Below are 12952 nucleotides of genomic sequence, written 5' to 3'. Positions count from 1 at the left end.
GCCTGGAGCACTGGTCAGCGCTCCAGGTCCCGGTGCGGACGCAGGTATCAGGCCCGCAGTGGGTTCGCGCGGACCGCCGCCATCAGGTACCAGGCCGTGGCGCCCGTGTGCCGGTAGGGGTAGTAGCCGAAGCCGAAGCCCGTGTCGAGGGGGCTGCTGGCCGAGACGATGCCGGAGCGGGCGGGGAGGGGCCGGCCGCCGACGGTCTGGGCGGTGCCGAGGTGGTCCTGGGCGCGTTCGAGGGAGGCGAGGAGGCGCCGGGCGCGGGACTCGTCGCCGCGCGCGCCCCGGTCGCGCAGGGCGAGCGCGAGGTGGGCGGTGCCCTCGAACCAGACGCCGTTGCGGTTCGGCTTGGGCTGGAACTCGGCGATGGGCGCGTCCTCGTTCGCGAGGAGACTGGCGGAGCTGAAGGTGACGCCCTCGTACGACTGTCCTGCGGGGACCGTGCTGTTGCGCCGCTCGGCGTGGTCGAGGACGGCGAGTTCCGCGGCCGCCCAGTCCAGGGAGCGGGAGTAGCGGTCCGAGTAGCGGTTCGCGTCGAGGGCGAGGTGGGTCCAGGTCTGGGTGTCCTCGGGGATCGGCGACTTGTTGACGGTCACCCCGTCGTTGGTGCCGGTGTAGAAGAAGCCGCCGCCCGACGAGCCCTCCGACGGCTCCCACATCCGCTTCACGAAGGCCTCGGCCCGCGCGCGGCGCTCCCACCACACCCGGTCGCCGGTGAGCCGGGCGAGCCGTCCGAACAGGCAGACCAGGTCGGTGTTGTGTTCGGTCGAGGTGAACGGCAGCTTCTCGTTCGCCCCGTTCACACCGAACTTGTAGCCGCCGAGGGGCTCGTCCGTACGGCCGGTCCGCTCGATCCACTGCCCGATCCGCACCGCCGCGGCGAGGAAGCGCCGCGCCCCGGTCCGCCGGGCCAGCGCGCTCAGCGCGATCCCCGCCCAGGCCATGTCCCCGACGGCCGTCCCCGTGAAGCCGAACTGCGTGCCGACGTTGGCCGTCCCGTCCGCCCGGACGAACCCGTCCGGCTGCGGTACGCCGTCGTAGTAGACGTACGGCCCGACGTTGTACGCCTGGCGCAGCCGGCCGTCGTCGTACGCCGGGTCGTGCTCCTGGGCGTGGATCAGCGCGTCCCCGAGCGCCACCGCCCTGGCCCGTCCGTCCTCCGTGCGCACGGCGAGGTGGGCGAGGATCGCGAGGGCGTTGTCGTAGGTGAACGCCGTGCTGAACAGGCCCGCCTGGTCGGTGTAGCTCTGGGTCAGCCGGAGGTCGCCGTGGTCGGGGTAGGCGTCCATGGCGGCGGCGAGGAAGGCGTGCCCGCGCCGCCGGGCCGAGGCCTCGGCCGCCCGGGGCGCCGCGTGGGCCGGACCCGAGCCGACGACGGTGAGCGCCGCCGCCGTCCCGAGACCGGCGCCGAGGAGCGCCCGGCGGCCGAACGCCGGGGCACCCTGTCTGCGGGGGCCGCCGGTCATACCGGGACTGCCAGGACTACCGGGGCTGCCGGGACTGCCGGGACTGCCGATGCTGCCGGTCATGGGTCTCCCTTGGAAGTGCGGGCCTGAGGGCATGCCCGGAGTCGAGTTCTGAGAGCGCTCTCAAGCGCGTGCGGGCTCATTCTGCTGGTGCTCCTGGGACGGGTCAACGCCCGTGCCGCCCCTGCCGATTGAACGTGCCGATGGAGCGGGATGCGGGCGGAAGGGGGTGCCGTTGACGAGCGGCGGACCAACCGACAAGTAACCCGCCAGTAGCCTGCGGATCGAAGGTTGGACAACAGAGGGCCCACGGCAGCTTGATCGCCGGGGTCCTCTGCGTCGTCCTGGGCTCAGCCGCACGGGCTGCGGTCTGGGCGCAGTGCCCGGCCCACCAGCGAGCCGAATGCGTCGGGTCGACCGCGGCGAACACCGCACCGCCAGCGTTCGACCCGCACCTGGACGTCGACTCGACGCGGAGGAACCGAGCCGACCGCGGCACGAGAGACCCCGCGTCGGTCATGGACGGTGACGGTCGGCGAGTGTCCGGCAGCGTCAAGGCCGCGAAGTCCGGTATTGAGGTCAGGTCCGTGCTGTGAGGTCGAGACGCACGAAGTGTGCCTTGGAGACCGGGATTCCACCCTTCAATCGTGCCTCGGCCGCCTTGCCACGGGCCTCGCTGCGGCAGGCGAGGACCATCCGAGGGCCACGACGGGCCAGTTCCGTGCTCCGCAGAGTCGATGCCGCTGTTGGCGCCGGCGGCACGGCAGTGCGGCCGCTCTGGGCGGGATGTGGCTCGCGTTCCAGCCCGTCGTGGCGAAGTTCCGTGCTGGGGAAGGGTGTCGCCGAAGCCTACGAACCGTCAGGCCGAGGATCCACTGTCGATGACCAGGTCGGCGCCGACCACCGCGCCGGCCGCGGGCGAGGCGAGGTAGAGCACCGCGGCTGCCACTTCTTCTGCCTCCGCGACCCGGCCGAGCGGGTTTTCTGTCTTCACTCGCTCGGCACGGTCGGCCTCGGTCTCGCCTGGCCGCAGCGACATGGGAGCGGCGGAGGCGCCGGGGCTGACCGCGTTGATGCGGATGCCCTGGTGGATGTGGTCGAGAGCGGCGGCACGGGTCAGCGCAGAGACCGCTGCCTTGGAGGTGATGTACGCGGCAACGTGAGGGATCCGCAGGTGTGCGCCCAGGTTGGAGGAGATATTGACGATGGCGCCGCCACCGTTGTCCTTCATGTGGGCGATCTCGTGCTTCATGGCCAGCCAGACGCCGGTGACATTGGTCCGCAGCACCGCGTCCCAGTCCTCCTCGCTCACCTCTCCGACGGCCACGGTGCCGCGGAGTATCCCGGCGTTGTTGACCGCGATGTCCAGTCCACCGAAGCGGGTAACGCTCTCGCGTACCAGGTTCTGGAGCTGGCCGGAGTCGGTGACATCGGCGGTGACGGCGGCGGCCGTGCCGCCTTCGGCCTCGATGAGGCCGACAGTCTCGTTCAGTGTGGCCGCGGTGCGCCCGGCGGCGACCACGGATGCGCCCTCGGCTGCGAACGCGAGCGCGATTGCGCGGCCGAGGCCGGAGCCTGCGCCGGTGACGAGGACGGTCTTGCCGGTGAAGCGGTTCATTTCGGCGGCTCCCTTGAGTGATGGATTACTTGGTGCGGTGATTCAGGAGGGCGACGGCGGCGAGAGCGGCCCCTGTTGCGGCCAGGGACGAGGCATCGCTGCCGAGCGTGAGCAGGATCGCGAACAGGACGGTCGGGCCGAATTCCATCGCGGTGTTCAGCACGCCGCCCGCGAGCCCGGTCTGCTGCTGCGGCACGCCTTCGATGGCGAGCACGGCGGCTCCCGCGAAGGAGGCCGCCGTGCCGGCCGGCAGCAGCACGAGGCCCGGCAGCAGTCCATACCTGTAGGAGATGTGTGCGTCGATCCCGGTGAGCGCGAGGAGGGCGAGCCCGGCCGCGCCGGTGCCGAGCCCGGCGGCTGTGACGGTTCGGGCCCCGTACCGGCCGATGAGCGGTCCTGCCGCGCGGCCCGAGGCGATCAGCGCAACAGCGAACGGTACGAACGCCGCCGAGGTCTGCAGCTGTGACCAGTCGCGCGCCTGCTGGAGGTGGAGCGAGAGAACCACGAAGGCCATCGCGGTTCCGCAAGCGCTCAGTGCGATGGCCGCGAGAGCGAGGACCCGCCGCCGGTCGAGCAGGAAGCGGGGCGGCAGCAGCGGGTCGCGGGCGCGGCGCTCGGCGTACCAGAACGCGGCCAGCAGCGCGGCCCCGCAGAGCAGCGGCACGAAGACGCCGACCGACGACCAGGGGTGGGTATCGGTGACGACGAGCCCGTAACTGGCGAGGGTGATCCCGGCGGTGGCGAGCAGAGCACCCGGCAGGTCGAGGGTCCTGCCCCGGCTCGGCGTGGTGTTCGGCAGCAGCCGGGGCGTGAGGGCGAGGGCTGCGAGGGCCACCACGAGTGGTACGGCGAAGGTCCAACGCCAGGACAGCAGCGCTGAGATGACGCCCGAGAGCAGATTGCCTGCGGTCGCGCCGAGTACCGAGAGCCCGCCCCAGGTGGCCATCGCCCTGCCGTAGGCGGTGGGGGAGGGGAAGGCGGCGCGCAGCACGGCCATGGCGGCGGGCGCGATCAGAGCCGCCCCCGCGCCCTGCGCGAAGCGCGCTGCGAGCAGTGCCCCGATGCCGGGGGCGAGCGGGGCGGCGGCCGAGGCGGCGGCGAAGAGGACCAGGCCTGCGGTGAGGGCGCGCCGCCCGCCGCAGCGGTCCGCGAGGCGTCCGCCAAAGAGCAGCAGTCCGGCGAAGGTCAGTCCGTAGGCAGCGCTGAGCAGGATCAAGTCGGCGCGCCGCAGGTCGAATTCGCGCCCGATGAGGGGCAGCGGTATGGCGAGCGCGGCGAGCGTGAAGATCAGCGTGGTCTGGACGCTACCGAGGAGGACGAAGGCGCATCGCTGCTGCATAGCGGCAACGCGGGCAGCGCCTGTGGCGGTCATGCCTTCCTCCTGATATTTGACCGATCGGTTCATTATTTGGGCATGCGGAAGGGAGCCCGGTTGTTCCGGTGAGTGTGAGTCAGTCCAGCAGGGCCAGGGCCTGTTCAGCCGCGTCCCGCACCCGGGCGGAATCGTTCGACGCCTTGCCGACAATCCGCAGGCCCTGCAGCAGGACGAGCAGCATGCGGGCCAGTGCGCGCGGATCGCGGCCCTCGGGCAGCTCGCCCTGAGCCTGGGCCCGTACGAGCGCGGAGTACAGCGGGGTCTCGACGCGCTCCCAGCTGATCTCGACCCGGCGGGCCGCCTCAGGGTCGTGCGGGGCAAGCTCGGCCGCGGTATTGGTGACGAAGCAGCCGTTCAGCCGGCCTTCCGGGGAGGCGGCCTCTGCGGCGAAGCGGCGCACCACCGCCCGCACCGCAGGCAGTGCGGGGCCCGGCTGGGACAACTCGGCGAGGAGGGCCGGGTCGCGCGTCTCGGCGTACCGGTCCATGGCCTTCAGATACAGCTCGTGCTTGCTACCGAAGGTCGCGTACATGCTGGCGCGGCCGATGCCGAGGTGCTCGACGAGGTCCGTCATCGACGTCGCTTCGTAGCCGCGCCGCCAGAACAGCTCAAGAGCCGACTGCAGCGCGGCGTCCGGATCGAATTCCTTGGTCCTGGCCACGTCGAGGACCCTAGGCGTATCTAGAACGATCGGTCAAATAGCTGCACACTGCGGCCGGGTCGTGAGGGCTCCTGACTTCCCGCGCGCTCCAGGACCCGGTACACCGTCGCGCGAGAGACGGAGAACAGTTCGGCGAGGTCAACGATGGCGCGCTCGCCGGTGACATGCTGCTCGTCGTGCCGCCGAGGGAGAGATTCACGTTGCGGACGGTGAGGGAGTCGCCGATGCCACGGGCGTCAGGCACCGAGCGGGCGAGCCGGTCGAGCTTCGGTACGACGAGGGTGTCGCCGGCCCGGACCGCCGCCAGGGCCTGATCGAGGCCGGGCCGGTCGCGGTTGGTGCCGGTGAGTTCATGGTCGAGGTGGATGCGATCCTCGGCCACACCGAGACCGAGCAGGATCTCGCTCTGGGCAGTGAGGTCCTGCTTGTCGAGGCTGCACCTCGTGTAACCGATCAAGGTTGCTGTCATGACCGGGTGTACGGATAGCCCACGCTCACCACACAGATCACCGGACGCCCGAGATGAGACGCGAGCCGTGCAGGGTGCAGGGTGCAGGGTGCAGTCTTCGCCAGGTCCAGATCACGAGTGCGCGGTGGGGGATCCCCCGACGAACAGCCCCCAAACGGCGCACACCATCCGGTCCGCGCCTCCGCTTGCTCCCGAGGCAGCCCCGATTACTCCCGAGGCAGCTCCATCACTCCGGAGACAGGTCCGATTACTCCTGAGGCAGGTCCGACTTGTCCGTTTTCGGCGCAGCGCGCAGGCTGAGGTCTATGAGTGACACGTCCGGCGCGGAGTGAGCGGGAATGGATACAGCCAGGCCGGTTTCCGGTCACGCGTCCGGTCACTCCGCGGACGCGGCCGAAACCGCCACGGCCACCGTCAGCCCCCAGGGTCTCGTCACGGGCTGGAGCGAGGGGGCTCGACGGCTGCTGGGCCACCGCGCCGCGGAGGTGGTGGGGCGGGCCGCGGCCGAGCTGGTCGACGCGTTCGACGGGCCGGGTGTCGCCATGGGGCGAGGCGGCAGCGGTACGGCGTCGCTCCGCCACCGGGACGGTCATCTGGTCCGGCTGACCCTGCACTGCTCACCCTCGCTGGGCGCCGACGGGGAGGCACGGGCCTTCGTCGTCACGGCCACCGCCCCCAGCGCTTCCGGCCCCAGCGCTTCCGCTCCCAGCGCTTCCACCGCCCTCGCGGCCCCGGCCGCGCCCGCCGGGTCGTCCGAGCCGGGGCGCGGCCTACGGACGGCCGACGACCGGAGGACGACCGACAACCGACGGATGCCCGATGACCGACGGATGGTCGAGTGGTCGCACACGCAGTCCCCACTCGGCATGTCGACGTTCACCCGCGGGGCGGCAGGGTGGCGGCTGGACACCGCGAGGTCCGGAGAATCCCCGGCCGAGGCGGCCGAGGACGGGTTCCTGCGGCTGGTCCGGCAGGTGGCGGACGAGGGGCGGCCCAGGCGTTACGAGCGCACCGCACCCGGCCCGTTCTCCTCGCGTCAGCAGGCCTGGATCACCGAGATGTGGCCGGTCAGGGACCCCGCCACGGGCGAGGTGTGCGCCGTGGGCACCGCGACCTTCGACAGCAGTGAGGAGCACTGGGCCCGGCAGCGGCTGGCGCTGCTGAACGAGGCCGGCACTCGGATCGGGAGCACCCTGGACGTGACCCGCACGGCCCAGGAGCTGGCCGACCTGGCGGTCCCCCGGCTCGCCGACTTCGTCAGCGTCGACCTGCTCGACTCCGTGCTGCGCGGCCAGGAACCGGCCCCGGGGCCGCTCGACACGGCCGTCGCGCTGCGCCGGGCGGCGCACCAGTCCACGTACGAGGGCGTACCGGAGGCCGCCGTACCGCTCGGTGAGCTCGACGCCTATCCCCCGTTCTCCCCGCCCGCCCGAGCGCTCATCAGCGGGAAGCCGCTGATCAGCGGGGTCGACGACCCCGAGTATCTGCGGTGGGTCGACAAGGACGGGGTGCGCAGGGACCGCGTCCGGCGGTTCGGGTTCCACTCGGTCATGGCCACGCCGCTGCGGGCCCGGGGGATCACGCTCGGGGTGGCGTTCTTCGCCCGACGGGACGATTCGAGGCCGTTCGAGAAGGACGACCTGGTGCTCGCCGAGGAACTCGCGGGCCGGGCGGCCGTGGGCGTGGACAACGCCCGCCGGTACACCCGTGAACGCACCAACGCGCTCACCCTCCAGCGCAGCCTGCTCCCCCGCGACCTGCCCAGGCAGGCGGCGGTCGAGGTGGCGTACCGCTATCTGCCGGCCGGTTCGGGGGCGGGGGTCGGCGGCGACTGGTTCGACGTGGTGCCGCTCTCCGGCACCCGGGTCGCCCTGGTCGTCGGCGACGTCGTCGGGCACGGCCTGCACGCCTCCGCGACCATGGGCCGGCTGCGCACGGCGGTCCGTACGCTCGCGGACGTCGACCTCCCGCCGGACGAACTCCTCACCCACCTCGACGACCTGGTCACCCACCTCACCTATGACGACGAGAGCATCCCCGAGGACCTGGAGATGCCGTCCGCCGCCGAGATCGGCGCGACCTGTCTGTACGCCGTCTACGACCCGGTCTCGCGGATCTGCACCCTCGCCAGCGCGGGCCATCCACCGCCGGCGGTGCTGTACCCCGACGGCACGGTCGAGGTGGTGAAGCTCTCGCCGGGCCCGTTGCTGGGGGTCGGCGGTCTGCCGTTCGAGTCGACCGAGGTGGAACTGCCCGAGGGCAGCCTCCTCGCGTTCTACACCGACGGGCTGGTCGAGGCCCGCGACCACGACATCGGGCTGGGCCAGGACCGTCTCTGCGAGGCCCTGTCCTTCCCCGTCCCCTCCCTGGAGGCCGCCTGCGACACCGTGCTCGAGGCGCTGCTGGCCGAGACCCGCGCCGACGATGTCGCGCTGCTCCTCGCCCGCACGCGCGCGCTGCACACGGACCAGGTCGCCGCGTGGGCCGTGCCGTCCGACCCGGCGATCGTCGCGGACGCCCGGGCGCAGGCGTCCCGCCAACTGGCCGTGTGGGGCCTGCAGGAGGCGGCGTTCGTCACGGAACTGGTGGTGAGCGAACTGGTCACCAACGCCATCCGCTACGGCGCCGTCCCCATCGGCCTCCGCCTCATCCGCGACCGCACCCTCATCTGCGAGGTCTCCGACGCGAGCAGCACCGCGCCCCACCTGCGCCGTGCCCGCGCCTACGACGAGGGCGGCCGGGGCCTGCACATGGTCGCCCAGCTCACCCAGGGCTGGGGCACGCGCCAGACCTCCACCGGCAAGACCATCTGGGCCGAACAGCCCCTCCCGACCGCCTGACGATGACCGGCCACCTCACCTCCGCCGCCGCCTCCGCCTCCCCTGCGCCCACCCCTGCCCCCGAGCCCTCCGGCCGCGCCCTCGGCCTCGTCTATCCCCCCGCCGGACGGAACCGTGACTACACCGGCATGCAGCTGGCGTTCATCGGCGGGGTGGCGGAGGCGGCGACGGCGCACGACTACGACGTGTTGCTGTCGCCCGCCGACCGCGCGAGCGACAGCTCGTTCCGGCGGATGGTGGACAGGGGCCGGGTCGACGGGGTGATCGTGATGGAGATCAAACTGGAGGACGACCGGGTGGAGCACCTGGCGAGGACCGGGTTCCCGTTCGTGACGATCGGCCGCAACAGCCGGGCGGAGGAGACGAGCTGGGTCGACCTGGACTTCGCGGGTCTGGCCCGGGGCTGTGTGTATCACCTGGCCGACCTGGGCCATCGCAGGATCGCCTTCGTGAACAGGTCCGAGCAGCTCTTCCAGAGCGGCTACGGCTTCGCCCACCTCGGTCTGGAGGGCTACACCAAGGCCATGGCGGAGCAGGTGCTCACCCCGCACGCGTACCTCTGCGACGACGAGGTCACCGCCGGCGAGGCGGTCCTGGAGCGGATCCTGCTGGACGACCCGGCGACCACCTCCCTCGTCACCATGAACGAAGCCGCGCTGGAAGGCCTCTACCGGGGTCTCCTGCGGCGCGGCCGCAACGTCCCGCGCGACTTCTCGGTCGTCGGCGTGGCCGCCGGCCACTGGGCGGAACAGGTGAACCCGCAGCTCAGCGCCGCCGAGATCCCCGCGAAGGAGATGAGCCGGGTGGCCGTCGACCTGATCGTCCGCCGTCTCACCGCGCCGGACGCACCACCCCGGCACGTCCTCCTCAAGCCCCTGATCTCCCTCCGGGCCAGTACCGGCCCGTGCCGCCCGGTCCCCGGCTCGGAGCCCGAACGGGAGTTCCCGGACCTCGACCGGTTCCCGGACCTCGACCAGTTCCCGGATCTCGACCAGTTCCCGGATTCGCCCGACCCGCCCGACCCGCCTGGCCCGCCCGACCCGCCTGGCTCAGCGGGTCCACCTGGTCCGGCGGAACCGCCGGATCCGCGGGGGCCCGACTTCTGAGCCCCACGCCTGCCGAACCCGGCATCCTCCGAACCCCGCATCCTCCGAGCCCCGCATCCTCCGAGCCCCGCATCCTCTGGGCCCCGCGTCCTCTGGGCCCCGCGTCCTCCGAGCCGCACGCCTGCCGAACCCGGCACCCTCCGAGCCGCACGCCTGCCGAGCCGCACGTCTGCCAAACCCCGCGTCCTCCGAACCCCACGCCGTCCCCGACACCCCCAGGGAGCACCGCATGTCCCACCCCGTCGACCGCCGCGGTCTCCTGCGTGCCGCCGGTGCGGGAGCCGCCGCCCTCGGGCTCGGTTCCGCGCTGACCTCCTGCGGCTCGGACAAGGAGAGCGGCACGGTCACCCTCACCTGGTGGGACTACTTCACCCTGGACAACTTCCAGCCCGCTTTCACCCGGCTGATCAAGGACATCGAGGCCGAGGTCCCCGGCGTACGCATCGAACGCCGTACCTTCCCCTTCGCCGACCTCGAACGGCAGATCACCCTGGGCGCGGTCTCCGGCGACCTCCCGGACATCGCGATCGTCGACAACGTCTCCATGAACTCGCTGGCCGGCAGCGGCCTCCTCGCGGACCTCACCGAGCGGGTCGAGGCGTGGGGGCAGGCCGACCAGTACTACAAGGGCCCCTGGGACGGCTGCCAGGTCGACGGCAAGAGCCTCGGCATCCCCAACAACAGCAACTGCCTCGCCCTCTACTACAACACCCGGATGCTCGACTCCGCCGGTGTGGAGCCGCCGACCACCTGGGACCAGCTCGCGGACACGGCACAGCGGCTGACCAGCGGGGAGCGGTTCGGCCTCGCGATGAGCGCGATCAGGACGGAGGAGGGCGTGTTCCAGTTCCTGCCGTTCCTGTGGCAGGCCGGCGGCGACCTGGACACCTTCGCGACGTACGGAGCGACCGCGCTCGCCTTCCTCGACGACCTCGTCGCCAAGGGCTCGCTGTCCGAGCAGTGCGTGGGCTGGACCCAGCAGGACGTCAACACCCGGTTCGTCAACGGGCGGGCCGCGCTGCAGATCAACGGCCCGTGGCAGCTGCCGACCATCAAGAAGACGGACCTGGAGTACGGCGTGGTCGCGCTGCCCCGCGACAAGGAAGCGGCGACCTGTCTGGGCGGTGAGAACTGGGTGGTGATGGCGAGCAGCGACCACCAGGACAAGGCCTGGCAGGTCCTGGAGTACACCCAGCGGCCCTCGGTCCTGGTGCCGTATCTGGTGGCGCTCGGCAACCTCCCCGCCCGCGAGGACCTCGCGGACACCGGCACCTGGTCCTCCGACCCGGCCCTGCGGCTCTTCCTCAGCCAGCTGCCCCTCGCCCGTCCACGCCAGTACGGTCCCGGCTACGCCGACGCCTCCCAGGCCGTCGCCGAGGCCGAACAGTCCGTACTCACCGGCACGGCCTCCCCCACGGCCGTCGCCAGAACAACCGCGACGAAGATCGACAAGGCCCTGGAGGACCGGTGACCGGAGGAGGGTGGCGGGAGGAGGGGGCAGGAGGAGGGCCGGGAGCAGAGACCGGAGGAGAGACCGGAGGAGAGGCCGGAGGAGAAGAACCCACCGGTCCCGAGGGCCCCCGCTCGAAGCGAGGGCCGGACGAGGCCGCCTCACCCCTCCCGGAGCGGCGATGAGACGCCCCCGCTCCGGGCACCGCTCCCGGCCCCGCCCCCCGGTCTCCCTCGACGCCCGCCGCCGTCGCGCCGGTTACCTCTTCTCCCTCCCCGGTCTGGTCTTCCTGGCCCTCGTCCTGGCGTATCCGCTGCTCTACAACGTCTGGACGTCCGTGCACGACGTACGCCTCTCCGAACTCCTCGGCGGCTCCTCGCCGTTCGTCGGCCTCGACAACTACCGGACCGCCGTCGACGACCCGGACTTCTGGCACGCCGTACGTCTGTCGCTGGTCTTCACGGCGGGCTCGCTGCTGTTCCAGTTCACGATCGGCTTCGCCCTGGCGCTGCTCTTCGCCCGGCCGTTCCCCTTCAACGGCCTGCTCCGCTCCCTGCTGCTGGTGGCGTGGCTGCTGCCCCCGGTGGTCAGCGGCACCCTCTTCCGCTGGATGCTCGACCAGGACTCCGGCGCCTACAACGCGCTGCTCCGCGCGGTCGGCCCGGACACCCTCGCCCACGACTGGCTCACCGACCCCGGCACCGCCCTGGCCGGCGTGATCCTCGCCAACGTCTGGGTGGGCGTGCCCTTCAACATGCTGCTGCTCCTGGTGGGCCTGCACACCATCGACCCGGAACTCCACGAGGCCGCCGCCCTGGACGGCGCGAACGCCTGGCAGCGGTTCCGCTGGATCACCGTCCCGCTGATGCGGCCCGTCTCGGTGACCGTCCTTCTCCTCGGCCTGGTCTACACGTTCAAGGTCTTCGACCTCGTCTTCGTGATGACAGGCGGTGGCCCGGTCGACGCCACCAGCGTCCTGTCGGTCCACGTCTACGAGGTCTTCTTCAAGTTCTTCCGCTTCGGCGAGGGCGCGGCGGCGGGGCTGTTGCTGCTGCTGGTGCCCCTGGTGGCGGGCGTGGTGTACGTACGGCGGCTGCGCGGGGAGGGGGAGACGGCGTGAGACCCCCAGGGATCAGGGGGAGGCGTGGGGCGTGGCCGGTCACGGTGGTCGCCGCGCTGATCACCGCCGTCTTCCTCCTGCCGGTGTACTGGATGGTCAACACCAGCCTCACCAGGCCGGACCGCATCCTCGCCGAGACCCCGGACTGGTTCCCCGCCCCCGCCACCACGCAGCACTATGCGACCGCCCTCTCCGACGACGCCCTCCTGCGCGCCCTGCTCAACAGCCTCGTCATCTCCTGCGGGGTGGTCGCCCTGACCCTCCTCCTGGGCGTCCCCTTCGCCTACGCCCTCGCCCGCGTCCCCCTGCGCGGCTCCGGCACCATGGTGCTCGCCCTGCTGATCGCCCAACTGCCGCCCAGCATCGTGCTGGCGGCCCCGCTGTTCATCCTGGAACGCCGGGCCGGTCTCGACGACACGTACGTGGGTCTGATCGCCGCCGACACCACGCTCACGCTGCCCTTCGCGGTGATCGTGCTGCGGCCCGTCCTGCGGGCCGTGCCGAGGGAGCTGGAGGAGGCCGCCCTCGTCGACGGCTGCGGCCCGGTGGGCGTACTGCTGCGGGTGGTGCTGCCGATCATGGCGCCGGGTCTGATCGCCGTCGCCGCCCTCTCCTTCCTCATCGCCTGGGGCGAGTTCGTCTTCGGCCTCACCCTCGCCTCCGAACCCGACGTCCAGCCCGTCACCGTCCTCCTCAACGCCTTCGTCGGCACCCACGGCACCGCCTGGGGTGCCCTCATGGCCACCGCGACCCTCATCAGCGTCCCGGTGGTCTGCGTCTTCGCCGCCCTGCAGCGCTTCGTCGTGGGCGGCCTGACGGCGGGGACGGCCAAGGGCTGAGGTCG

The 12952-nt window shown here is 71.9% G+C and carries 10 protein-coding genes and 1 pseudogene; 5 read left to right on the top strand and 6 right to left on the bottom strand.

The features are described from left to right. Positions 1-47 precede the first annotated feature (47 nt). From OG272_RS28305 to OG272_RS28280, 6 genes and pseudogenes are all read right to left on the bottom strand, one after another. Complete coding sequence (locus OG272_RS28305) at positions 48-1532, bottom strand: Tat pathway signal sequence domain protein (RefSeq protein WP_405895156.1); 1485 nt, start codon at positions 1530-1532, stop codon at positions 48-50. 796 nt (positions 1533-2328) lie between these two features. Then, on the bottom strand, positions 2329-3087 hold the full coding sequence (locus tag OG272_RS28300) for an SDR family oxidoreductase (protein ID WP_327728369.1): 759 nt from the start codon (positions 3085-3087) through the stop codon (positions 2329-2331). Positions 3088-3112: 25 nt separating this feature from the next. Continuing rightward, on the bottom strand, positions 3113-4459 hold the full coding sequence (locus OG272_RS28295; RefSeq protein ID WP_327728370.1) for an MFS transporter: 1347 nt from the start codon (positions 4457-4459) through the stop codon (positions 3113-3115). A 79-nt stretch (positions 4460-4538) separates the two neighbouring features. Beyond that, entirely contained in the window at positions 4539-5123 is a 585-nt protein-coding gene (locus OG272_RS28290; RefSeq protein ID WP_327728371.1) for a TetR/AcrR family transcriptional regulator, read from the bottom strand. A gap of 20 nt (positions 5124-5143) precedes the next feature. Next, a complete protein-coding gene (locus OG272_RS28285; protein ID WP_328224731.1) occupies positions 5144-5251 on the bottom strand; it encodes a hypothetical protein in 108 nt (35 codons plus the stop codon). Positions 5252-5325: 74 nt separating this feature from the next. Beyond that, a pseudogene (locus tag OG272_RS28280) lies at positions 5326-5592 on the bottom strand (recombinase family protein); the annotation flags it as partial. Positions 5593-5930: 338 nt separating this feature from the next. Between OG272_RS28280 and OG272_RS28275 the strand changes: the two are divergent. From OG272_RS28275 to OG272_RS28255, 5 genes are all read left to right on the top strand, one after another. After that, complete coding sequence (locus OG272_RS28275; RefSeq protein WP_327728373.1) at positions 5931-8432, top strand: SpoIIE family protein phosphatase; 2502 nt, start codon at positions 5931-5933, stop codon at positions 8430-8432. Between the two features lie 2 nt (positions 8433-8434). Next, positions 8435-9538, top strand: a complete 1104-nt coding sequence (locus OG272_RS28270) for a substrate-binding domain-containing protein (protein WP_327728374.1) — start codon at positions 8435-8437, stop codon at positions 9536-9538. A gap of 229 nt (positions 9539-9767) precedes the next feature. Further along, positions 9768-11009 (top strand): sugar ABC transporter substrate-binding protein, encoded by a 1242-nt coding sequence (locus OG272_RS28265; protein WP_326579494.1) that lies wholly within the window; start codon positions 9768-9770, stop codon positions 11007-11009. Positions 11010-11169: 160 nt separating this feature from the next. Next, positions 11170-12108 (top strand): carbohydrate ABC transporter permease, encoded by a 939-nt coding sequence (locus OG272_RS28260; RefSeq protein WP_405895155.1) that lies wholly within the window; start codon positions 11170-11172, stop codon positions 12106-12108. Further along, positions 12105-12947, top strand: coding sequence for a carbohydrate ABC transporter permease (locus OG272_RS28255; protein WP_327728376.1), 843 nt, complete (start codon positions 12105-12107; stop codon positions 12945-12947). The genes OG272_RS28260 and OG272_RS28255 overlap by 4 nt, the downstream gene beginning before the upstream one ends. The last annotated feature ends 5 nt before the right edge of the window (positions 12948-12952 follow it).

This window comes from Streptomyces sp. NBC_00104, from assembly GCF_045160825.1.
Taxonomy (GTDB): domain Bacteria; phylum Actinomycetota; class Actinomycetes; order Streptomycetales; family Streptomycetaceae; genus Streptomyces.
This window is presented reverse-complemented; position numbering and strand designations above follow the sequence as displayed.

Coding starts and splice junctions, on each gene's coding strand:
- OG272_RS28305 (WP_405895156.1), bottom strand. CDS start 1,532: ATGACCGGCAGCATCGGCAGTCCCGGCAGTCCCGGCAGCCCCGGTAGT.
- OG272_RS28300 (WP_327728369.1), bottom strand. CDS start 3,087: ATGAACCGCTTCACCGGCAAGACCGTCCTCGTCACCGGCGCAGGCTCC.
- OG272_RS28295 (WP_327728370.1), bottom strand. CDS start 4,459: ATGACCGCCACAGGCGCTGCCCGCGTTGCCGCTATGCAGCAGCGATGC.
- OG272_RS28275 (WP_327728373.1), top strand. CDS start 5,931: ATGGATACAGCCAGGCCGGTTTCCGGTCACGCGTCCGGTCACTCCGCG.
- OG272_RS28270 (WP_327728374.1), top strand. CDS start 8,435: ATGACCGGCCACCTCACCTCCGCCGCCGCCTCCGCCTCCCCTGCGCCC.
- OG272_RS28265 (WP_326579494.1), top strand. CDS start 9,768: ATGTCCCACCCCGTCGACCGCCGCGGTCTCCTGCGTGCCGCCGGTGCG.
- OG272_RS28260 (WP_405895155.1), top strand. CDS start 11,170: ATGAGACGCCCCCGCTCCGGGCACCGCTCCCGGCCCCGCCCCCCGGTC.